Raw genomic sequence first — 21,299 nt, 5'->3', positions numbered from 1 at the left:
GCGTTCTTCCCTTCAGCGGCGGCAACCCGCCATGATCAAGTGTAGGGAAGAACTGTGCGTGCAGCGTAGTGCCGGACGCGCGCAGTGGCACACACCCCGCACGCCCTGGCCAGGGGACGACACGCTGGCGCACAAGGCAACTGAGCCAGGCAGCGGCCAGGTACTACAATGGCCGCATAAAAGCAGAACAGCTCCCCTTCGTGCGTCAAATACCTCACTTTCCGGCTCGAAAAGCCACTTCCCGCCCGGCCTCCCTGATCGTGGCCGCCAGCCTTGTCCTGGTCTGCATGATCGCGGCCCTTGGCGCGCTCGCCCTGGTACAGATGCGCAGGGATGCACTGGACAATGCCGGCGAGGCCTCGGCCAACCTGGCGCTGACGCTGGAACGCAGCATCACGCGCAACCTGCAGATCCACGAACTGGCGATCGGGGGCGTGGTGGAAGCCATGCACGATCCCGCACTGCTGGCGCAACCTCCGGCGCTGCGCCAGCGGCTGCTCTTCGACCGCTCGATCAATGCCGAAGACATGGGCTCGCTGCTGGTCACCGACGCCAACGGCATGCTGGTGTTCGACTCGCACCAGTGGCCGCCGCGCCCGGTCAATGTCTCCGACCGCGATTACTTCCAGGCCCACCGCAGCGGCGATCACAGCGGTTTGTACCTGAGCCGGCCGTTCCAGCCGCGCCTGACGCCGGAGAACAAGTCCATCGGCATCAGCCGGCGGCTCTCTGCGCCGGACGGCAGCTTTGCCGGCATCGTGCTCGGCACCTTGCGCCTGAACTACTTCCGCAAGCTGTTCGATGGCGTAAGCCTTGGCGCGGGCGGCACCCTGACGCTGCTGCGCACGGACGGCACCATCATCATGCGGCGGCCCTATGAAGCCGAATCGATCGGGCGCGACATCTCCGGCAGCCCGTCATTTGCACCGCTGCTGCAAGGCACGCAAGGCACGTTTATCGGCGTCGCAGCAGTCGACGGGGTGCAGCGGCTCTACAGCTTCAGGCGAATTCCGGGCTTTCCGCTGCTGGTCGTGGTGGGACGCGCCACCCACGACGTGCTGGCACCGTGGTACAAGCGCGCCTGGGTGTTCGGCGCGCTGATCATCGCGCTGGACGCCGTCATCATCGCGCTCTCGGTATTGCTGTCGCGCCAATGGCGGCGCCGCGCCGAGATGGAAGAGCACCTGCGCTGGATGGTCAACACCGATGGCCTGACCGGGCTGGGCAGCCGCCGCGCGCTGGACGATGCCGCCGACGTGGAATGGCGGCGCGCGCGGCGGCACGGCCAGCCGTTGTCGCTGCTGATGCTCGACGTCGACCATTTCAAGGAGTTCAATGACCGCTACGGCCACCAGGCCGGTGACGATGCGCTGGCCGCGGTGGGCGCCTGCATCCAGCGCCATGTGCGGCGGCCGGGCGACTATGCGGGGCGCTATGGCGGCGAAGAGTTTGCCATCCTGTTGCCTCACACCAGCGCAGCCGGCGCGGCCGCCATGGCCGAGACCATCCGCGCCGCCGTCCAGGCCTTGCAGATTCCGAATGCGGCCGGCGCCGACGGGCACTTGACGGTCAGCATTGGTGCGGTGACCGATGCCAACAGCGCTGGCAACGAAAAGGATTTCGCGGAGCTGCGTGCCTTCCTCCGTGCCGGCGACGAAGCGCTTTACCTGGCCAAGCGCTCCGGGCGCAATTGCGTTGCAACCTTCGGCACGACGACGGCAGTGGCAATGGCGCCTTGAACTACGCAGGATGCTTCCGTCGACGATCAAGGGAACCGCTTGCTCAATGGTGGAGAGCGGCAACAGGAACCACCTCGCGAGGCTTAATCGGTTTATCTGCATGCCGAAGACGAGAAGGCAGGCCATCGCATCGGCTGGCAGCAGCGGAATATTCCGCATGACGGCTATGAATTGTCTAAATTTGCCGGTTTTCCGATAAGACTTTCAGTCATTAGTACTGGTTAGCATTTGTTGCGGATAACATCGCCTTCGCTCCGCAGAAGGCGCTGTTATCCGCAACACAGGTGCCTTGCGGTAATCCTCATCTCAGGAGGCCGCCCGCATGAGTATCCGCGACTATCTGCCATTTCCCGCCCGCACCGTCACGGTCTCCGGCCCCGATGGGCTGACCAGACTCCAGCAAAGTCAAGGTGCTGAAAGCATCATGATTCAGATTCTGGAGTCCGCAAGTGGCCACTGATCGCATCCATCTGAAAACCGGCGAAGAGATCGGCGGCCATGCAGGCGCCACCATTGCGCTGACGCCTTCGACCGACACGCGCCGCGTCAGTCTGCCCGTGCCGCCTGACAAGGTGATTCCGGTCATCTTCCTGCCGGGCATCATGGGGAGCCACCTTCGCATGAGCCGGAAGCGGCAGGAGGATCTCGAGCGCGACGACAACATTGCCTGGCGGCCGGATGACATTGGGGACACGCTTGCCCGCCGCAACGACTCTCCGGGCCGGCGGCAAATGAACTTCGATCCCGATGCAACGGAGGTGGACCGTTACGAGATCACCGAGGACGCCGGAAAGTTCAACATGACCGGCGAGGAAACGGTCAATTCCGACAAGCGGCACGGCAACGTCCCCGATGGGCTGCCCGATATCGGCTTGCTGCTGAGCGCGCCACTGCCACCTGCCGCCGAGCAGTGGAAGGCCAAGCGTGGCAAGCATGAGGCCACCGCCGCGCAGAAGGCCCGCTGGCGCGGCTGGAGCGAAGTCATGTTCGAGACCTATGGCGATGTGATCAAGCTCATGGAGGCTCACCTGAACGACATGCTGGTGCCGTTGACTGACGGAGAGCTCTCACCAACCTGGAAGAAGGGCAAGAAGGTGGAAGTGCTGGGCGTCAACCCCGCCTATTGGGGCGGCGCCGGCGATGCGCTGACCGAGGCCGATATCCTGCGCGTGGCGAACTGCTGGTATCCGGTCTACGCGATGGGCTACAACTGGCTGGAAAGCAATGGCACGTCCGCAAAGAAGCTGGCCAAGCGCATCGACGAGATCATCGAGATGTACAAGGCCAACGGGCGGCAGTGCGAGAAGGTGATCGTGGTCACGCACTCGATGGGTGGCCTGGTGGCCCGCGCCCTGCTGCATCCGGACTACGGCAATGCGCAGGACAAGATTCTCGGCGTCTACCATGGCGTCCAGCCTGCGCTCGGGGCCGGGGCGGCCTACAAGCGCGTGCGCACGGGGTCCGACGTGCAGGACAATCTGGTTGGGAACATTGCCCGCAATGTCATGGGCAGAACAGGCAAGGAAGTGACGGCGGTCTTTGCCAATGCCTCGGGGCCGCTGGAGCTGCTGCCGACCGCCTCCTACCCGCGAGGATGGTTGCGTCTGCAGACCGGCGACTACCGGCAGGCCATGGCGCTGCCGATTACATCGGATGCACCACTGAAGGCGTATCTGAGCGATCTGGACTTGCATCAGAAGCTGGGCGTGGACAAGCCGGCGCCGCCGATGGCGGTGGGCGATCCGGTCTACGACATCTACACGCGCAATCCGCAGGCGTGGTGGCGACTGTTGAATCCAGATTGGATCAATCCAGCGGGCAAGAAGTATGAAGGTTTAGACCCATACAAGTTTTCACTGGAAAGGATTGCGGACGCTCAGAAGTTCCACAAGAACATCAAGGACCTTTACCACCCCACGACCTATGCGAGCTACGGCGAAGACAGTTCGCAGAAATCCTATGGCAGCGTAACCTGGCGGGCGGACATCACCGACCTGGCACCGCATGGCGACCCGCTTACGTGGACATTCGAAAGCGAGGATGCCGAGGGCCGCATCGTGGTGCGTACAAGAAGCAACCAGCCGCTCACCTTACGGCTGGAGCCGCCGGTAGACGCAGGCGACCAGACAGTGCCCGCCAAGGCCTCCGCCGAAGCCGTGCGCGGGACGCTATTCCGGCAAACTGGCTACGAGCATCAGGGCAGCTATCAGAATGACCAGGTGCTGGCGAGCGCGCTGTATTCGATCATCAAGATTGCCAACACCGCGACATGGTGGGACCAATGACCCGCCGTGGCTTTGCAATCATTCTGGCCAGCCTGCTGCTCGCGGGCTGCCAATCGTATGCCACTCCGGAGAACAAGATGTCGGAACCCATTGCGCTGTCGCCGCGCTTGCAGACCCTCCTCGCCAAGACCAAGCAGGTGTGCTTTGGCCGCTATGTGATGGAAGTCCCGGCGGAAGCCGAGTTGCTGTGGGGCTTCCAGGAGTTTCCGGGAAAAATCGTGACAAATGTCGGCGCGGCAGGCCGGCTGAGGCAGGTGGCGGAAGCCTATCGCGCTAAAGTGCTTTCGGCAGACAAGACAGCCGAAGTTACCTATTTTGGGGCGGGATCATCAGGTAAGACCATCGAGGTCAGGTACTTCCCCAGCGATAGTGCAAAGAGCTATGGCAATGAGCGAAAGCACACGTTTGTTGTATCTGGGCAGAATCTATTTGAATGGTTCTATGGTGGCGAAGAACTTGCGCCTTTGGTGCATGGCATCCGGGCACGCGACAACGCAGACATTCCCACGGCCCCCGGCGTCTGCATCGACCACGGTTTCGTCGCGGACGCGTCCGGCAGCTACCAGGAAATCTTTGGTGCAGGCATTCGGCTGCCCAGCCTGCCCGATGTCAGCTTTTCCGTGGACTCCAACAAGCTGGCCAGCGTGGACGACGAACGTGGTCTGCTGACTTCGATTGCCGAGCAAAGGAAGTATCTGGGAAGCCGCTACCCGAAATTGACGACCCTGCGCGAGGGCAAGCGCACGGTCGGCGTCTGGCAAGGGGAAGAATCGCTGGTCCGCCGTGCGGATGGCACACATGACTTCGAGTGGGAAGCTGTTGGCAGGGAGCGAACGACGCTGCATCCGGCCGTGATCGGCGCCAAGATGTACACGAAGGTGGCGGCCAATCGCATCGGCGCTGCGGATCAGGCATCGCTGACGGACGAGGAAGCTGTAGCCCTCTGGGACAGGCTGCTGGATGGTGTGCGTTTCCGTGTCAACGCGCCGCCGACGCAGACCGGCGATCCGGTCACGGTGCGCTCGGGCGAAACCACCCCGCTGTCCGGCATCTGGCGCGCCTCGCTTCCGCCCGGACACCCTCAAGCGGATTGGGTGGCCAGCAAGTCCGGCATCCTGCGGCAAAAAGGAATGCCGATGATCCGCTTCGGGCTTTCGCCATCAGACGAAGCGCTGGTGGTCTGGACGTGGATGGGCGAGGCCAGCACATGAGCCCCCGCCGCATCATCTTAGGCCCGCCAGACCTGTAGCAGATCCCACACCGGCTCCGGCCCTTCGGACTGTGGCAACGCCTGCGCCTCGGTCAGCATCGCACCGGCCTGCGCCTGCAGCTTGTCCAGGCAGCGCGACAGCACGCGCGCCTCTTCCGCCGTCAGGCAGCCAGCCAGCCGCGTATTGAAGTCCCGCGCCTGTGCAAACGCGGCACGGTAGACGGCTTCGCCTTGCTCGGTCAGCGTGAAGGCTGCAGCGCGCCGGTCCTGGGTACGCGTTTCGCGGCGGACCAGGCCGCGTTCCACCAGCGCGTGGACGGCGCGGCTGGCCAGCACTTTGTCAAGGCCGGCGCTTTCGGCCAGTTCGGTCAGCCGGGTGCCTGGCTGCTCGCCAAGGAAGGAAATCATGCGCCATTCGCGCCGCGTGACGCCGGCCGTGGCGCGCAGGTGCAGCGCCGCGGCGCCCAGCGCGACGCGGTTCAGGTGGTAGACCCGGTAATTGATGAAATCCGCCAGCCGCTGCGGCCGCTGCAGGCGGTTGCCGCTGTTGTCGTGTGCCATGCCACACCTGCCAATTAGTTGACTTTGTCAATTATATCGACGGGTGTTAGCTTGCATCGACGCCGCTTGCCGGCGGACAACAAACTGGAGACATCGTGAGCCCTCGCACCTTCCTTCCCCGATTCGCCGCGTGCCTGCTGGCCGTTGCCGCGGCATGGTCCGCACCCGCCAGCGCGCAATCGGACCGTCCGCTGCGCATCCTGGTGGGCTACCCGGCCGGCGGCACTGCCGACCTCGCCGCACGCCTGGTCGGCGACAAGCTGCGCGAGACCCTGAACCAGACCGTGGTCATCGAGAACAAGCCCGGCGCCGGCGGGCGGCTGGTGATGGACTACGCGCGCACGCAGCCGGCCGACGGCAATACCCTGGTGGTGGCCAACTCGGCGGTGATGACCATTGCGCCGCTGGTCTACCGCAAGCTCAACTACGATATCCAGCGCGATTTCACGCCGGTGGCGCAGGCCGCCAACTTCCAGCTGGCGCTCGCCATCGGGCCGGCCAGCCCGGCGCGCACGCTGAAGGACTACGTGGCATGGCTCAAGGCCGGTCCGCAGAACAACTCCTACGCCTCGCCGGCGCTGGGCAGCATCCCGCATTTCTTCGGGCTGATGATCGGCAAGCAGGTTGGCATCGACATGCTGCACGTCCCCTTCAACGGCTCGGCGCCGCTGATGAGCGCGCTGGTAGGCGGGCAGGTGCCGGCTTCGGTCGACACCCTTGCTGACCTGACTGAAATGCACCGCGCCGGCAAGATCCGCGTGCTGGCGACTTCCGGCACCCAGCGCTCGGTGGCGCTGCCCGATGTGCCGACTTTCACCGAGCTTGGCTACAAGGGCATCGAAGGTGAAGGCCGCTACGGCCTGCTGGCACCCGCGGGCACGCCGCGCCCGGTGCTCGACAAGCTCAACGCCGCCATCGTCAAGGCCGTGCAGTCGCCGGACGTGCGCGAGAAGTTCCTCAAGCTGGGGCTGGAACCCGCAACCGGCCCGGCCGACGCGTTTGCCGGCGTGCTCAAGGCTGACGCCGGCAAGTGGGCGCCGGTGGTCAAGGCGTCCGGCTATACCGGCGACTGAAGCGCCGCAAACCGATCATGACGATCCGCAATACTCTCTTCATCATGTGCGACCAGCTGCGGCGCGACCACCTGGGTTGCTACGGGCATCCGGCGCTGCGCACGCGCAATATCGATGCGCTGGCCGCGCGCGGCGTGCGCTTCGACCGCGCCTTCGTCACTTCCGGGGTCTGCGGCCCCAGCCGCATGAGTTTCTATACCGGCCGCCATGTCAGCAGCCACGGCGCCACCTGGAACCGCGTGCCGCTGTCGGTCGGCGAAGTCACGCTGGGCGAATACCTGAAGGACAGCGGCCGCGCGCTGGCGCTGGCGGGCAAGACCCATGTGATGCCCGACAACGCCAACCTGAAGCGGCTGCACCTGGATGGCGGCACCGAGCTGGAAACACTGCTGCGCAGCGGCCACTTCACCGAGGTCGACCGCCATGACGGCCACCACGCCGAGCCAAACAGCGCGTACGCCGACTGGCTGCGCCGGCAAGGCTACGACAGCGCGGATCCGTGGACCGACTACGTGATCAGTGCCGAGAACGAACGCGGCGAGATCGTCTCCGGCTGGCACATGCGCAACGCCGGCCTGCCCGCGCGCGTGGCCGAGCCGCATTCCGAGACCGCGTACACGGTGGACCAGGCGATGCAGTACATCGCCACGCGCGGCGATGATCCGTGGGTGCTGCACCTGTCGCTGGTCAAGCCGCACTGGCCCTACCTGGCGCCCGCGCCCTACCACGCCGCGTATTCGCTCGATGACTGCCTGCCGCTGCAGCGCCACGAGGCCGAGCTGGAAGACCCGCACCCGGTGCTGTCGGCCTACCGCACGCAGGAAGAATGCGCCACCTTCATGCGCCGGGAAGTCTCGGACACGGTGCGGCCCGCCTACCAGGGCCTGATCCAGCAGATCGACGACCGGCTCGGCCAGCTATGGGAACAGCTTGAACGCCTGGGCCGCTGGCAGGACACGCTGATCGTCTTCACCGCCGACCACGGCGATTTCCTGGGCGACCACTGGCTGGGCGAGAAGGAGCAGTTCTACGACACTGTGCAGAACATCCCGCTGATCGTCTACGATCCCTCGCCGCAGGCGGATGCCACGCGCGGCACCGCGCAGGCCAGCATGGTCAGCGCGGTCGACGTGGTGCCGACGGTGCTGGACGCACTGGGCCTGCCGCCGGCCGACCACCGCGTCGAGGGCCGCTCGCTGCTGGACCTGACGCGCGCGGGCGAGCGCGCCGATGCCGGCAGCTGGCGCGATTTCGTCGTATCCGAGCTGGACTATGCCTATCGCGGCGCTCGCGTGGCGCTGGGCCGCCATCCCGGCGAGTGCCGCGCCTGGATGGTGCGCGACGCGCGCTGGAAATATGTGCACTGGCAAGGGTTCCGGCCACAGCTGTTCGACCTGCAGAACGATCCGCAAGAGTATTTCGACCTGGGCAGCGACCCCGGCCACGAAGCCGTGCGCAGCGCCATGCGCTTGCGGCTGCTGGAGTGGTTCTGCACGCTCAAGCCGCGCGTGACGGTGACCAACGAAGAGGTGGCGGCCAAGACCAATGTGTACAAGCAGGCGGGCGTGTTCTTTGGCGTGTGGTGACTACGCCCGGCGCCATCCGCGTTCCGGCGACGTGCCCCTGCCCGGATGGCGTATCCTTTGAAGCGAGGGATGGGGGGGCCGGTGTTCGGACCGGCAACCGGAGCGATCATGAAAAACACCTGGATCCTTGTGGCGGACGAATCCCTCGCCCGCATCTTTGCCTCGCACGCTTCAACCGCGCCAATGGCGCTGGTTGAGGAAATCACCGACGCGGCTGCGCATGGCGACCGCGCCGACCTGCGCCGCGATGCCTACGGCCGGCGCGGCCACGCCGCCGTACAGGGCGACGCCGGGCACCCCGGTGCCCACCAGGCCGGACCGTCCACCGTCACATCCTCGGCCGGCGAGGATGAACTGCACCAGGAAGCGCAGCTGTTTGCCCGCCGCGTGGCGGACTACCTTGCCGATGCGCGCAACAAGCAGCGCTTTGACTCCCTGGCGCTGATCGCGGCGCCGCGTTTCCTGGGCCTGCTGCGCAAAGCCCTTCCCGCCGGCGTCACGGACGTCATCACGAAGGAAATTGGCAAGGACTTCACCCACGTGGCCAACAACGACCTGCAACAACGGCTGGCCGACGAAAACATCATTCCCGCGCGCCGCGACGCGCGCGTCAATACCGGCCGGGACCGGTAGTGAAGCCACGCAGCGCCGGTGCCGGCCACTGGCGCTGCGTCGCCCTATCGCGTCAGTGTCCACTTGTAGGCATAGCGGTCCGGACGGAACAGCAGTTCGCCGCAGAACAACGGTGTGTCCTCGATGTCATGCGGCGTGCTGCGCAGGCGCAGCAGCGGTTCGCCCTCGGCAACACCGAGCCGGCGCGCCACGTCCGCGGGCGCGGCAACAGCGGTGGCTTCCATCGCCAGTTCCTTGAACCGGTATCCCAGCCGGCTTTCAAACAGCGCCATGGCGTCGTTGGTTTCCAGGTCCTCCTGCACCAGGCGGCGCATCAGTGGCTCAGGACCCATCAGGGTGAAATGCGCGATGGCCGCGTCGTCCCAGTACCGCACGGTGGCCACGCTCAGCACCTTCTCGCCAGGCTGCAGACGCAGCGCCGCCGCCACATGGGCCGGCGCGCGCACCAGGCGTACCGACACCAGCTTGCCATAGGCAAGCTGGCCACGGGCGCGTCCGGTTTCATAGAAGCCAGTCAGCGCGCCAAGGCTGGGCGTGTCTGACGGACGGGTCACGAAACTGCCCTTGCCGTTGACCTTCTCGATCAGACCGGCGTTGTGCAGCCCGGACAGGGCCTGGCGCACGGTGATCCGGCTGACCGCGAATTCCGTCACCAGCTCCGCCTCGGACGGAAGCTTGGCGCCCGGCCCCCATGTATTGCTGGCGATTCGCTGGCGAATCTCGTTCTCGATCTCTTTGAACCTGGGCAGCGCCACGTATGTTCCGCCTTGGCGGCGGCTCCGAACTGGGTGAAACGGGATTATACCTATCATAATAGGTGGTGACACAACCCTATTGACCTGTCATAACAGGTGATGGCAGTATCCGTCATCACCAGATGCGCGCCCCCCTGAAGATCACCGCATGCTGGCAACTCAGGAGACACGTAAATTGAATACCAAGGCATCACAAGACACCGCCAGCGCGGCGGCGGAGTTCGACTACCTCGTGATCGGCGCGGGATCGGCGGGGTGCGCCGTGGCGGGGCGCCTGGCAGAAGACCCGAGTGCGACCGTGGCGCTGCTCGAGGCGGGGCCGCATGACCATCACTTCTCAATCTGGGCGCCGGTGGGCATCGCTGCGGTGGTGCCCAAGGCCGGCCCGCGCAACTACGCCTACTACACCGTGCCCCAACCGGGCCTGAACGGCCGCCGCTCGTACCAGCCGCGCGGGCGCGGCCTGGGCGGCAGTTCCTCGATCAACGGCATGGTCTATATCCGCGGCCATCGGCGCGACTACGACGACTGGGCCGCGCTGGGTTGCCGGGGCTGGGGCTTCGACGACGTCCTGCCCTACTTCCGCCGCAGCGAGCGCAATCCCCGCCTGGCCGGCCACGAACATCCGCTGCACGGCAACGACGGGCCGCTGCACGTGAGCGACCTGCGCTCGCCCAATCCGTTTGCGCAGCGCTTTGTCCAGGCAGCGATCCAAGCCGGCCTGCCTCACAACGACGACTTCAATGGCCACAGCCAGGAAGGCGTCGGCCTGTACCAGGTGACGCAGCGCAACGGCGAACGCTGGAACGCGGCGCGGGCCTACCTGCACAGCGGCAATGCCGCGGACACGGCAATGAATGGCGGCCGTCGCGGCCTGGCGGTGCTGACCGATACGCAAGCGCTGCGGATCGTGTTCGAAGGCAAGCGCGCTGTCGGCGTGGAAATCGTGCGCGGTGGGGCGGTGCAGATCGTGCGCGCACGGCGCGAGATCGTGGTCAGCAGCGGCGCCTTCAACTCGCCGCAGTTGCTGCTGGCGTCCGGCATCGGCCCGGCCGCGCAACTGCGCAGCTTCGGCATCGACGTGGTCCATGACCTCCCGGGCGTGGGCGAGAACCTGCAGGACCACCTCGACATCATCGTCAACAAACAGCTGCAATCGACCGAGCTGTTCGGCAAGACCGGCCGCGGCATGCTGCGGCTGGCGCGCGAAGTGATGCGCTACCGGCGCACCCGCACCGGCATGGTGTCGTCGAATATCGCCGAGGCCGGTGCCTTCCTGCGCAGCCGCCGCGAGCTGGACATCCCGGATGTGCAGCTGCACTTCGCCGTGGCGCTGCTCGGCAACCGCAACCTGGGCAAGCTCGGCCACGGCTACTCCTGCCACGCCTGCGTGCTGCGCCCGAAGAGCCGCGGCCATGTGCGCCTGCGCAGTGCCGAAATGCGCGAGACGCCGGTGATCGATCCGCGCTTCCTGTCGGCCGAGGAAGACATGGCCGGCATGGTCGAGGGCGTGCGGGCTATCCGCCGCATCTTTGCGCAGCCCGCGCTGGCGCAGCACGGCGGGCGCGAAGTCCTGACCGACGCCTTCGGCCCCGACAGCAGCAATGAAGCCGCCATCCGCGACTTCGTGCGCACGCACGCGGACACCGTCTACCACCCGGTCGGCACCTGCAAGATGGGCGTCGACAACATGGCGGTCGTCGACCCGGAGCTGCGCGTGCATGGCGTGGAGGGCCTGCGCGTCGCTGACGCATCGATCATGCCGACGCTGATCGGCGGCAATACCAACGCCCCCGCCATCATGATCGGCGAAAAGGCTGCGGACCTGATCAAGGCCTCGCACCGCTGAGCCGGCCATCCCCTGCATTGGCAACCACAACACCGAGGAGACACCCCATGCAAGCCACTGCCGCAGTCACCATCAGCCCGGAAGCCTACCGCGCACTGGACAATGAAGCCTTTCCCTTTACCGTGCGCCGCTGCACGCCGACAATCGGCGCCGACATCGAAGGCATCGATTTCCGCGAGCCGCTGGACGACGACACCTACCTGTCGCTGCGCCGCGCGCTGCTGAAGTACAAGGTGCTGTTCTTCCGCAAGCAGGCGATCACGCCGGCCCAGCACGTGGCCGTGGCGCGCCGCTTCGGCGAGCTGGAAGTGCACCCCATGCTCGCCAGCCACCCGGAGCTGCCCGAGCTGGTCGTGTTCGGCCGCGATGGCCAGACCCGCGGCCGCGAGAACCTGTACCACTCCGATGTGTCCTGGCGCGAGATCCCGTCTATGGGTTCGATGTTGCGCTGCCTGGAATGCCCGGAAGTCGGCGGCGACACCCTCTGGATCAACATGGCCGCCGCCTACCAGAACCTGCCGCAGGATGTGAAGGCCCGCATCGCCAACCTGAAGGCCGTGCATGACGCGATGCCGACCTTCGGCGCGTCGATGAGCGACGAGAAGTACGCGGAGATGCGCGCCAAGTATCCGCCGATGGTGCACCCGGTGGTACGCACCCACCCCGAAACCGGCGAGAAGATCCTGTTCGTCAACGAAGCCTTCACCACGCATTTCGCCAACTTCGTCAAGGAACAGCCCTATCGCTTCGGTTCCGATTACCGGCCCGCCGAACTGGACCTGCTGCAGTACCTGTACCGCCAGGCGGCCGCGCCGGAGTACCAGGTGCGCCTGCGCTGGCAGCCGGACACGATCGCGCTCTGGGACAACCGCTCGACGCAGCACTATGCGGTGCAGGACTACTTCCCGGCCGTGCGCCACATGAACCGCGCCACCATCATCGGCGACCGTCCGGTCTGACTGGATCCACCACTGAATACCGAGGCAACCGGCATGAATATCGTCGACAAGTTCTATATCAACGGCAAGTGGGTGCAGCCCGCAGCGGGCGCGACCCAGGCCGACATCATCGACCCGGCCACCGAAGCGGTCGCCGGCAGGCTCGCCATGGGCACCGCGGCAGACGTGGACCAGGCCGTGGCCGCGGCGCGCGCGGCATTCCCGGCCTGGTCGGTGTCCACACGTGAAACGCGCATCGCACTGCTCGAACGCATCATCGCCGCCTACCAGGCGCGCATGGGCGACCTGGCGCAGGCGGTGCGCCAGGAGATCGGTGCGCCGATCACGCTGGCCACCAACCTGCAGGCCGCGATCGGCCTGGCCCAGCTGCAGGCAACGCTGCAGGCGCTGCGCGACTTCGAGTTCGAAACCACGCGCGGCAAGAGCTACATGCTGCGCGAAGCCATCGGCGTGGCAGCGCTGATCACGCCGTGGAACTGGCCGCTGAACCAGATCGCGGCCAAGGTGGCGCCGGCGCTGGCGGCGGGTTGCACCGTGGTGCTCAAGCCCTCCGAGATCGCGCCGCTTGACGCCCGGATCTTTGCCGAGATCATGGATGCCGCGCAGACGCCGCCGGGTGTCTTCAACATGATCTATGGCGAGGGCCGCCCGGTGGGCGCCGCGCTGTCGTCGCATCCCGGCGTCGACATGGTCTCCATCACCGGCTCGACCCGCGCCGGCGTGGAAGTGGCCATCAGCGCCGCGCCCACGGTCAAGCGCGTGGCGCAAGAGCTGGGCGGCAAGTCGCCGATGATCGTCCTGGACGATGCCGACCTGCAGGCAGCGGTGACCAGCGGCGTGGCGCAGTGCATGGTCAACACCGGACAGACCTGCATCGCGCCGACGCGCTTGCTGGTGCCGCGCTCGCGCTATGAGCAGGCCGTGCAGATCGCCGCCGCCGTCGCCAACGCGGTGAAGGTGGGTGACCCGTCCGACCCCGAAACCAAGATGGGCCCGATCTCCAACCGCGGCCAGTACGACAAGGTGCAGCGCCTGATCGGGGTGGGCATCGAGGAAGGCGCGCGCGTGGCCGCAGGCGGCCCCGGTCGCCCCGACGGGCTGGAACGCGGCTTCTATGCGCGCCCGACCATCTTCGCCGACGTGCGCAATGACATGACCATCGCGCGCGAAGAGATCTTCGGGCCGGTGATGTGCCTGCTGCCGTACGACACCGAAGAAGAGGCCGTGGCCATCGCCAATGACACCGAGTTCGGCCTGGCCGCCTACATCGCCTCGTCCGACCCGGCGCGCACGCGCAAGCTGGCCGCGCGCCTGCGCGCCGGCAGCGTGCGCATCAACGGCGCGATGATGGACATCACCGCACCGTTCGGCGGCTACAAGACGTCCGGCAACGGGCGCGAGTACGGCCCCGAGGGCATTGCCGAGTTCCTTGAAATCAAGACGGTGACGGGCTGAGCCTGCGCGCTCCTGCCTGCAGTCACCGGACCGCCCGGTCGTGCGGCGCCATGCTGCCGGCCGGGCGGTGTCGCCTGTAAGGCGCCTCGCTGCCGCGCTTGTCTGACATGCGCAGGCGGCGCCGTCCGACAGCAGCCACCTGCCGGCCAGCTATCTTCATAGCAGCGCCAGGCCTTTTGCCGGGGCGCCCGGCCATGTCGACCATCCCAGATTCCGCGGCTTCTTCGCTGCCCCCTGCCCCGCCCGTTCCGCAGCACGCCGACGGTAGCCCGCATGCTGGCGCCGACGCGCCTGGCACCGTGGCAGAAATGCCTGGCACTGTCGTGCCAGCCGACGCCGTCACCGCCTCGCTGCAGCGCGCCAGCATGGCGCTGGTGGTGCTGGCCACGCTCTTTTCGCTGTACGCCGTGCATATCGCACGCGACTTTCTCATTCCGGTGGTGCTCGCGATCGTTCTGGCCTACCTGCTGGACCCGCTGGTCTGCGCGTTGCAGCGGCTGGGCCTGCCGCGCGCGCTGGCAGGCACCGTGGTGCTGCTGGCCGTGCTGGGCGTCCTGCTCAGCGGCGCCTACCTGCTGCAAGGGCAGGTGGAATCGATCGTCAACAGCCTGCCCGAGACGGCCAGAAAGCTGTCGCGCTCGGTGGGCGCGCTGATGAGCGGCGACGATTCCATGTGGCAGAAGGTACGCCGCGCCGCCACCATCCTCAGCGGCACCGGCCAGCCCCCGCCCGCGCGCGGCACGCAGGTGGTGGTGGAGCAAACGCCCGCCCAGATCCACAACATGCTGCTGGCCGGATCGGTCAGTATCTTCACCATGGCCGGACAAGCGGTGGTGGTGGTCTTCCTGCTGTACTTCCTTTTGCTGGCCGGCGATACCTTCAAGCGCAAGTTCATCAAGATGGCCGGGACCACCATTTCCGAGAAGAAGATCAGCGTGCACATGCTGGACGAGGTCAACCGCTCTATCCGCCGCTATATGGGCATGCTGCTGGTGACCAATGCGGCCCTGGGCGCCTGTACCTGGCTGCTGCTGAAATGGCTGGGCGTGCACAACGCTGGCAGCTGGGCGATTGCGGCTGCGGCACTGCACCTGGTGCCCTACTTCGGCGCCATGGCGATCGCGGTCTGCCTGGGGGTGGTGACCCTGATGCAGTTCGGCACGCTCGGCATGGCGGCCGCGGCGGCGGTCGGATCGCTGCTGATCGCCACGCTGATCGGGTCAGTCGTCACCACCTGGATGACTGGCCGCATGGCGCGCATGAACGCGGTTGCCGTCTTTGTTGCACTGCTCCTGTTCACCTGGCTCTGGGGCGTGTGGGGCATGTTGCTCGCCATCCCGCTGATCACCATCGCCAAGGTGGTTGCCGATCACATTGAAGGACTCGAAGTGGTGGCAGAGTTCCTTGGCGAATAGCCATTACGCCGCCGCCCAACGGCACTATCGTTCCGCCGCTATACTGGAAAAGCGAATGCTGCACCACAGCATTCTTGCTACGCCGGGGATCGTGCGGAGGAAAACAATGATGTCTTTATGCGACCTGTGCGAGTCGCAGCTGGACCGGCCTGGCCACGTGCCGCCGCATCCCAGGCTGGTGATGTCGGCGACCTTGCGCACCGCCAGCGGCCAGAATGCGTTTGTGTACCGTTGCGGGCACTGCGGCCAGACACTGCTGCTGGCCTCGCCCGATGGCGAGGCGCCCGACCGCTGGACCCGCCTGGATGCCGACGGATGGGACTGAGCGGGATGGCCCGCCGGTTGACTTGCGCTTGCGCTTGCGCAAATCGACGGCTTGCGTGTGTGGACATAATCCTCCCAGCAGTTTCCCAACCGCAAGCCATGGCCAAGAAATTTCCCCTGCATCCCCGCCACCCCGAGCGCATCTGCTGGGGTTGCGACAAGTACTGCGCCGTAGACGACATGGGCTGCGGCAACGGCTCCAGCCGCACGCAGCACCCCATTGAACTGCTCGGCGACGACTGGCTGGAGTGTGGCGACTGGGGTATCGAGGCACCGTCCGCGGCCTCACCTGCCGGCCCGCCCAAGACTTCCACCTAGTCAGCCGGATTACAATCGTTGTCTCAGTCTTCCACAAGACGCCCGGCATCGCCGGCATCCACCGAGACAACCATGCTGAACCTCCAGGACTCCTCGCTGCTGCGGCAGCAGTGCTATATCGACGGCCGCTGGGTCGACGGCGAGCGCCGCATCGACGTCACCAACCCGGCCACCGGCGAGCGCGTGGGACAGGTCCCGCAACTGGGCGCCGATGAAACCCGCCAGGCCATCGAGGCCGCCAACCGCGCGCTGCCGGCCTGGCGCGCCCGCACCGCCAAGGAGCGCTCGGCGCTGCTGCGCAAATGGTTCGAACTGATCATGGCCAGCCAGGAAGACCTGGCGCGCATCATGACCGCCGAACAGGGCAAGCCGATCGCCGAAGCGCGTGGCGAAATCGCCTACGCGGCCTCATTTGTCGAATGGTTTGCCGAGGAAGGCAAGCGCGTCTATGGCGACACCATCCCGGCGCCGGTCAGCAACCAGCGCATAGTCGTGACCAAGGAGCCGGTGGGGGTATGCGCGGCCATCACGCCGTGGAACTTCCCCGCTGCCATGATCACGCGCAAGGCCGGCCCGGCCCTGGCAGTGGGTTGCACCATGGTGCTCAAGCCGGCGTCGCAAACCCCGCTGACAGCGCTGGCGCTGGTGGCCCTGGCCGAGCGCGCGGGCATTCCGGCCGGGGTGTTGTCGGTGGTGACCGGCTCGGCCGGCGCCATCGGCGGCGAGATGAGCAGCAACCCGCTGGTGCGCAAGCTCACCTTCACCGGGTCGACCGAGGTTGGCCGCGTGCTGATGGCCCAGACCGCGTCGACGATCAAGAAGGTGTCGATGGAGCTGGGCGGCAATGCGCCCTTTATCGTGTTCGACGATGCCGACCTGGACGCGGCGGTGGAAGGCGCGATCGTGTCCAAGTACCGCAATGCCGGCCAGACCTGCGTCTGCGCCAACCGCATCTACGTGCAGGCGGGTGTGTATGAGGCGTTTGCGCAGAAGCTGGTGGCGGCAGTGGCGGCCCTGAAGGTCGGCAACGGCATGGACGATGGCGTGCGCATCGGCCCGCTGATCGACGACAAGGCCGTGGCCAAGGTGGAAGAGCATATCGCCGACGCGCTCGGCAAGGGCGCGCGCCTGCTGCAGGGCGGCCAGCGCCATGCGCTGGGGCATTCTTTCTTCCAGCCGACCGTGCTGGCCGACGTCGGCGCCGGCATGCTGGTCGCGCGCGAGGAAACCTTCGGCCCGCTGGCGCCGCTGTTCCGCTTCGAAACCGAGGATGACGTCGTCGCCATGGCCAACGACACCGAGTTCGGCCTGGCCAGCTACTTCTATGCCCGCGACCTGGGCCGGGTCTGGCGCGTCTCCGAGCGCCTGGAGTACGGTATGGTGGGCGTCAATACCGGCCTGATCTCCAACGAGGTGGCGCCGTTCGGCGGCGTCAAGCAGTCTGGCGTGGGCCGCGAGGGCTCGCACTACGGCATCGAGGATTACCTGGTCATCAAGTACACCTGCATGGCCGGGATCTGACCTGGCAGCGCCTTAGAGCCTCTTAGCACCACCCCTTTCAAGGTGATCAAACGACACGTCCAGCCTTGATGACACGGGCCGTAGACACATGCCGTCGTGCCACGCAGCCGGCAACATAGCCTTTCTTCTTGGGCGCTTTCGGTCCCCGTGCATGTTTGCGCATCGCGCGGGGATCAACGTGCGTCGCGATTTTGAGCAGCATGCGGCCGAGTTGGGCCGGAGTGAGTGGGTCATAGCCTTGCCACACCTCGCTTGGTACAGCGATCATCATGCCGGCATACGTCGCCCGGATTTCGCTGGCGAGGTAATACGGCGAAAGCTCGATATCGCTGCTATCCAGTTCATGTTGGATTCTCACCGCGGTCGCAATCACGCTCAGCACGTTATATGCGAGCGCGGCCACGCCAAAGGCCAGCAGCGCCGCGCGTGGCTGACTCAACGAACGGATCTCGCTATTGAGCACGGATTCGAGTCGCTGAAACAGATTCTCGATGCTCCAGCGTTGCCGGTAGCGCTTGGCCACGGCCTCGGCTGTCAGGTGGGTGGCAGGGACATTGGTCAGCAGGCGGATGACGGTGTCACCGTCCTCGGTAGCGCCATCCAGATGCAGTTCAATGCGCCGCAGCACCAGCGGCGCGTCTGACTCATCCGGAATGCTGACCGCCTGCTCGTACACGAGCCCAGTCTCGACCCGGCCCATTTTGCGTGCCGGCTCCAGCTCGCTGGGGTTCGGATTGCGGCCGTGCTCCCGCACGATGAAGGCGCTGCCACGTCGCTGCCAGCCGGCCAGGATCGCCCGGGTGCTGAAGTTGCGATCGGCGATCCACAACTCGCCAGGCTGGGCCGATTCGAGCAGGGTTTCCATGATGGCCCGCTCCTGGGCATGCGCGTCTTCACAGGGCACCAGATCGACGATCATCGCTGTATCCGGGTCGTAGACCACCAATGACTGCCCCGGCAAGGCCGCGCCGCGAAACCCACGCAATGGTTTGAGGCGCTTTTCGCTCGCCGGCAAATGGCTGCCATCCACGATGCGCAGGCGATAGCCGTCCACCGAGGGCGGCTGCTTGCGCAACATCGGTTGCACAACCGGCGCCAGCCGCCGCGCGCTGCCTTGCACCAGGGCACGAACCAGCCCCGGCTCGGTTCGGCTGATCTTGTCGTACAGCGCGGTAATGGATACCGGCAGCGCCGGACTGGCCTTGGCCGCCGCATGCACCGACGGGCGCAGCCCCACGGCCACCAGCGACATGATTTCCACCGTGGTCGAGAACAATAGCTCCCGCGTGTATTGCATCTCCCGCTCCTGCTCGAACAACTCATCGATCCAGGCCGGATCGAGCGCGCGTTGCAGCCCCAGGCGCGCCATCACGCTGATCGGGCTATGTTCGATGAAGCGTTCCACCACTGCATCCAGTACCACGCCACTGACTCCGCTTTCGGCTCGAAAACACGGAGCGTGCCCTATTTTTCGTCACCTTGAAAGGGGTGCCTCTTAGCACGCCGTGTCCGCGCACACGGCGCACCGGGGCTCGGGGCACCTCCGGCAGGTGTCGCGAAAGCACGCTATCCGGTCATGGACACGCTGCATCTGCTCCAGCTGGTAGCTGGCGCGCGCAGCGCTGTAACAGGTGCCGAACTCATACAAGGCGCCATCCGCGGCGCGAGACAGTCCTTCCAATGCCTGCGCCAGCGCCCGCCCTTCCACGCTGCGGTGGCGGCGCAGGCGCCAGGACAGGGCCTCCTGGCCCTGCGCAAGCAGGCTCTGCTCAAGGTAGCCAAGCTGCTCGGCAACGGCCTGCACGCCATGCAGCGCCGACAGGTAGGCACACACTACCGCGAGCCGCTGGTTCATCTCCCCGCCCCGGCCCAGCAGTTCGCGCGCACAGGTGCGCAAGGTATCCGCTTCGAACGATTTGCCTTCGTCGGCGGCTTCCTGCGCATAGGCGGCCAGCGGCAGCACCGTGACTGCCAGCCCTGGCGGCAGCACGCTGGTGAAACGGCTGGCGATGGCGTGCTGCAACGTGCTGTCCAGTTCGCAGCAGGTCGGCACAGCGGCATCGACATAGAATTCCAGCGCCGGCAGCCGCCCGTGGCCCATCGACACCACGGCACGCGCAGGCGGGTGCCCGGCCATCGCAAGCACCTCGAGTCCGGCCTCGACACAGCGCTGCTCATCGGGCTCTGCCCCCAGTGCCTGGACAATATCCTGCAGCTGCAGCGTGCCCGTGATTTCCATGCGGGTTGCCCCGGGCAGGTGATCCCCCCTGCGGCTGGGGTCGGTCGCCATTCGCTTCCATTCGACTTGCGTCATCGCATTGCCCGTCATACGGCCTCCGATTTTGGTTCCACTACCCGCGCTGCGCGGCCATCACGATGGCCGCGTGCATGTTCTGCAGGGCATGCAGCGGTTCGGCGCCGGTCAGCGCGGCCAGCAGCATGCTGTCTTCCAGCCGGAAACGGCACAGCACAAGGTTGGAGCGCGCCAGCGCCACCATCTGCTGCGGCGTGAGCGCGGCCAGCACACGGCCCACGTCGCGCCCGATGCCGAGCCGGAACAGGGCCTCGGCCTCGTTCTCGCGCATCAGCCGCTGCACCAGCAGCAGGTAGGCGAGGTTCAGGTCCTTGATTTCCCGCAGGCTCTCGCTGACCGGGTCGCTGGCCGGCCCTTCACCCGCGGCGCCAGCCTGTATGGCACGTTCCATTGCGTCCTCTCGCTTGCCGGGGTTAGTCATTCGACTGGCACAGCCTGGCCACCGGCCGTGCGGGGTGCAAGCCGGCGGGTATCGCGCGGGCCGCGCCGGGCACCTGCTCTTCGCTCGCAGGCCTGTGCGCGGAGATCATCGGGCGCTCGGCGATGGCCCGCAAGGCAGGCTTGTCGAGCAGCGAGATGGTGCGGTGCCTCACCCGGATCAGCCCGCAGTCCGCCAGCCGCGAGAACTGCCGGCTGACCGTTTCCAGCGTCAGGCCGACATAGCTGCCGATCTCCTCCCGGCTCATGCGCAGCACAAACTCCGAGGACGAGAAGCCGCGCGCCGCAAAGCCTTCAGCCATCCACAGCAGGAAGGTCACCAGCCGCTCTTCGGCGGTCATCAGCGCCAGCATGGTCTGCAGCGCGCGCGAGCGCTGTGCCTGCCCGCCAAGCGCCAGGAACAGCTGGTTGGCAAGCGCCGGCATGCCGGCGGCGGCGCCGCGCAGCGCGTCCACGCCGAGCATGCACAGCTTGCTGTCTTCCAGCGCGGTGGCGTAAGACGCATAGTGCGGATGCGCCAGGCTGTCCAGCCCGACCAGGTCCCCGGGGAAATGGAAGCCAACAACGTGCGTGCGGCCGTCTTCCGTGGTCACGTGGGTCTTGACCGTGCCGACGCGGATTGCATAGAGCGAGGTCACGGGGTCGCCCAGCAGGTACAGGCACTGGCCCTTGCGCAGGCGCACCGTGCGCTGGATGCCCTGGGCGCCGCCCGGCAGCCCCCGTACGCCTCCCAGGCAGAAGCGGGCCAGATGGCAACCTGCGCTGCACGGCATGCCGTCGCACGGCAGGTGGCATTCGTCTAACTGTGTCATTGGCGCCCCTGGATGGAAGACCTGAAAGCCCTTGTGCAACCATTCTATGGAG

The 21,299-nt window shown here is 66.3% G+C and carries 20 protein-coding genes; 14 read left to right on the top strand and 6 right to left on the bottom strand.

Translation table 11 applies throughout. The features are described 5' to 3' along the window. The first annotated feature begins 200 nt into the window (after positions 1-200). The 4 genes from RS901_RS26845 to RS901_RS26830 all read left to right on the top strand — a co-directional run bounded on the left by RS901_RS26845 (position 201) and on the right by RS901_RS26830 (position 5,235). Positions 201-1,739: a sensor domain-containing diguanylate cyclase gene (locus RS901_RS26845; protein ID WP_425476460.1), complete on the top strand. Its 1,539-nt coding sequence runs from the start codon at positions 201-203 to the stop codon at positions 1,737-1,739. Between the two features lie 322 nt (positions 1,740-2,061). After that, positions 2,062-2,199 (top strand): hypothetical protein, encoded by a 138-nt coding sequence (locus RS901_RS26840; RefSeq protein ID WP_316157175.1) that lies wholly within the window; start codon positions 2,062-2,064, stop codon positions 2,197-2,199. Next, positions 2,189-4,024: a lipase family alpha/beta hydrolase gene (locus RS901_RS26835; RefSeq protein ID WP_316157174.1), complete on the top strand. Its 1,836-nt coding sequence runs from the start codon at positions 2,189-2,191 to the stop codon at positions 4,022-4,024. Before RS901_RS26840 ends, RS901_RS26835 begins: the two co-directional genes overlap by 11 nt. Next, positions 4,021-5,235: a T6SS immunity protein Tli4 family protein gene (locus tag RS901_RS26830; protein ID WP_316157173.1), complete on the top strand. Its 1,215-nt coding sequence runs from the start codon at positions 4,021-4,023 to the stop codon at positions 5,233-5,235. Before RS901_RS26835 ends, RS901_RS26830 begins: the two co-directional genes overlap by 4 nt. A 17-nt stretch (positions 5,236-5,252) precedes the next feature. On the opposite strand, the gene RS901_RS26825 is transcribed toward RS901_RS26830, so the two are convergent. Then, positions 5,253-5,795 (bottom strand): MarR family winged helix-turn-helix transcriptional regulator, encoded by a 543-nt coding sequence (locus RS901_RS26825; protein WP_316157172.1) that lies wholly within the window; start codon positions 5,793-5,795, stop codon positions 5,253-5,255. 95 nt (positions 5,796-5,890) lie between these two features. On the opposite strand from RS901_RS26825, the gene RS901_RS26820 reads away from it, so the two are divergent. The 3 genes from RS901_RS26820 to RS901_RS26810 all read left to right on the top strand — a co-directional run bounded on the left by RS901_RS26820 (position 5,891) and on the right by RS901_RS26810 (position 9,087). After that, positions 5,891-6,868: a Bug family tripartite tricarboxylate transporter substrate binding protein gene (locus RS901_RS26820; RefSeq protein WP_316157171.1), complete on the top strand. Its 978-nt coding sequence runs from the start codon at positions 5,891-5,893 to the stop codon at positions 6,866-6,868. A 17-nt stretch (positions 6,869-6,885) separates the two neighbouring features. Then, entirely contained in the window at positions 6,886-8,454 is a 1,569-nt protein-coding gene (locus RS901_RS26815) for a sulfatase-like hydrolase/transferase (RefSeq protein WP_316157170.1), read from the top strand. A gap of 108 nt (positions 8,455-8,562) precedes the next feature. Further along, entirely contained in the window at positions 8,563-9,087 is a 525-nt protein-coding gene (locus RS901_RS26810) for a host attachment protein (RefSeq protein ID WP_316157169.1), read from the top strand. Between the two features lie 44 nt (positions 9,088-9,131). Here the strand turns inward: RS901_RS26810 and RS901_RS26805 are convergent, their stop codons facing one another. Then, positions 9,132-9,842 carry a GntR family transcriptional regulator gene (locus RS901_RS26805; protein ID WP_316157168.1) on the bottom strand — a complete coding sequence of 237 codons (711 nt, stop codon included), beginning with the start codon at positions 9,840-9,842 and terminating at the stop codon, positions 9,132-9,134. 175 nt (positions 9,843-10,017) lie between these two features. Between RS901_RS26805 and RS901_RS26800 the strand changes: the two genes are divergently transcribed. The 7 genes from RS901_RS26800 (at position 10,018) to gabD (ending at position 17,683) form a co-directional block, all read left to right on the top strand. Continuing rightward, on the top strand, positions 10,018-11,691 hold the full coding sequence (locus RS901_RS26800; protein ID WP_425476459.1) for a GMC family oxidoreductase: 1,674 nt from the start codon (positions 10,018-10,020) through the stop codon (positions 11,689-11,691). A gap of 47 nt (positions 11,692-11,738) precedes the next feature. Continuing rightward, the gene (locus RS901_RS26795) at positions 11,739-12,650 is read left to right on the top strand and encodes a TauD/TfdA dioxygenase family protein (protein ID WP_316157166.1); all 912 of its coding nucleotides are present in this window, start codon (positions 11,739-11,741) and stop codon (positions 12,648-12,650) included. Positions 12,651-12,683: 33 nt separating this feature from the next. Further along, positions 12,684-14,105, top strand: a complete 1,422-nt coding sequence (locus RS901_RS26790; protein WP_316157165.1) for an aldehyde dehydrogenase family protein — start codon at positions 12,684-12,686, stop codon at positions 14,103-14,105. Positions 14,106-14,299: 194 nt separating this feature from the next. Further along, positions 14,300-15,520 carry an AI-2E family transporter gene (locus tag RS901_RS26785; RefSeq protein ID WP_316157164.1) on the top strand — a complete coding sequence of 407 codons (1,221 nt, stop codon included), beginning with the start codon at positions 14,300-14,302 and terminating at the stop codon, positions 15,518-15,520. 109 nt (positions 15,521-15,629) lie between these two features. Further along, positions 15,630-15,845: a hypothetical protein gene (locus RS901_RS26780; RefSeq protein ID WP_114130904.1), complete on the top strand. Its 216-nt coding sequence runs from the start codon at positions 15,630-15,632 to the stop codon at positions 15,843-15,845. A gap of 98 nt (positions 15,846-15,943) precedes the next feature. After that, positions 15,944-16,162, top strand: a complete 219-nt coding sequence (locus tag RS901_RS26775; RefSeq protein ID WP_316157163.1) for a DUF3079 domain-containing protein — start codon at positions 15,944-15,946, stop codon at positions 16,160-16,162. A gap of 72 nt (positions 16,163-16,234) precedes the next feature. Continuing rightward, positions 16,235-17,683, top strand: a complete 1,449-nt coding sequence (gene gabD / locus RS901_RS26770; protein ID WP_316157162.1) for an NADP-dependent succinate-semialdehyde dehydrogenase — start codon at positions 16,235-16,237, stop codon at positions 17,681-17,683. A 46-nt stretch (positions 17,684-17,729) separates the two neighbouring features. Here the strand turns inward: gabD and RS901_RS26765 are convergent, their stop codons facing one another. The 4 genes from RS901_RS26765 to RS901_RS26750 all read right to left on the bottom strand — a co-directional run bounded on the left by RS901_RS26765 (position 17,730) and on the right by RS901_RS26750 (position 21,247). Next, positions 17,730-19,052: an IS4 family transposase gene (locus RS901_RS26765; RefSeq protein WP_316157301.1), complete on the bottom strand. Its 1,323-nt coding sequence runs from the start codon at positions 19,050-19,052 to the stop codon at positions 17,730-17,732. A 126-nt stretch (positions 19,053-19,178) separates the two neighbouring features. Next, on the bottom strand, positions 19,179-20,012 hold the full coding sequence (locus RS901_RS26760; RefSeq protein WP_316157161.1) for a hypothetical protein: 834 nt from the start codon (positions 20,010-20,012) through the stop codon (positions 19,179-19,181). Between the two features lie 22 nt (positions 20,013-20,034). Beyond that, complete coding sequence (gene flhD / locus RS901_RS26755) at positions 20,035-20,388, bottom strand: flagellar transcriptional regulator FlhD (RefSeq protein ID WP_316157160.1); 354 nt, start codon at positions 20,386-20,388, stop codon at positions 20,035-20,037. A 22-nt stretch (positions 20,389-20,410) separates the two neighbouring features. After that, the gene (locus tag RS901_RS26750) at positions 20,411-21,247 is read right to left on the bottom strand and encodes a helix-turn-helix domain-containing protein (RefSeq protein ID WP_316157159.1); all 837 of its coding nucleotides are present in this window, start codon (positions 21,245-21,247) and stop codon (positions 20,411-20,413) included. Positions 21,248-21,299: the final 52 nt, after the last annotated feature.

This window comes from Cupriavidus sp. BIC8F, assembly GCF_032465815.1.
Lineage (GTDB): Bacteria > Pseudomonadota > Gammaproteobacteria > Burkholderiales > Burkholderiaceae > Cupriavidus > Cupriavidus necator.
This window is presented reverse-complemented; position numbering and strand designations above follow the sequence as displayed.

Excerpts from the sequence above, each read along its gene's own strand:
- RS901_RS26840 (WP_316157175.1), top strand. The coding sequence starts at position 2,062 with ATGAGTATCCGCGACTATCTGCCATTTCCCGCCCGCACCGTCACGGTC.
- RS901_RS26830 (WP_316157173.1), top strand. The coding sequence starts at position 4,021 with ATGACCCGCCGTGGCTTTGCAATCATTCTGGCCAGCCTGCTGCTCGCG.
- RS901_RS26825 (WP_316157172.1), bottom strand. The coding sequence starts at position 5,795 with ATGGCACACGACAACAGCGGCAACCGCCTGCAGCGGCCGCAGCGGCTG.
- RS901_RS26815 (WP_316157170.1), top strand. The coding sequence starts at position 6,886 with ATGACGATCCGCAATACTCTCTTCATCATGTGCGACCAGCTGCGGCGC.
- RS901_RS26810 (WP_316157169.1), top strand. The coding sequence starts at position 8,563 with ATGAAAAACACCTGGATCCTTGTGGCGGACGAATCCCTCGCCCGCATC.
- RS901_RS26795 (WP_316157166.1), top strand. The coding sequence starts at position 11,739 with ATGCAAGCCACTGCCGCAGTCACCATCAGCCCGGAAGCCTACCGCGCA.
- RS901_RS26790 (WP_316157165.1), top strand. The coding sequence starts at position 12,684 with ATGAATATCGTCGACAAGTTCTATATCAACGGCAAGTGGGTGCAGCCC.
- RS901_RS26785 (WP_316157164.1), top strand. The coding sequence starts at position 14,300 with ATGTCGACCATCCCAGATTCCGCGGCTTCTTCGCTGCCCCCTGCCCCG.
- RS901_RS26780 (WP_114130904.1), top strand. The coding sequence starts at position 15,630 with ATGTCTTTATGCGACCTGTGCGAGTCGCAGCTGGACCGGCCTGGCCAC.
- RS901_RS26775 (WP_316157163.1), top strand. The coding sequence starts at position 15,944 with ATGGCCAAGAAATTTCCCCTGCATCCCCGCCACCCCGAGCGCATCTGC.
- gabD (WP_316157162.1), top strand. The coding sequence starts at position 16,235 with ATGCTGAACCTCCAGGACTCCTCGCTGCTGCGGCAGCAGTGCTATATC.
- RS901_RS26765 (WP_316157301.1), bottom strand. The coding sequence starts at position 19,052 with ATGGCGCGCCTGGGGCTGCAACGCGCGCTCGATCCGGCCTGGATCGAT.
- RS901_RS26760 (WP_316157161.1), bottom strand. The coding sequence starts at position 20,012 with ATGACGGGCAATGCGATGACGCAAGTCGAATGGAAGCGAATGGCGACC.
- flhD (WP_316157160.1), bottom strand. The coding sequence starts at position 20,388 with ATGGAACGTGCCATACAGGCTGGCGCCGCGGGTGAAGGGCCGGCCAGC.
- RS901_RS26750 (WP_316157159.1), bottom strand. The coding sequence starts at position 21,247 with ATGACACAGTTAGACGAATGCCACCTGCCGTGCGACGGCATGCCGTGC.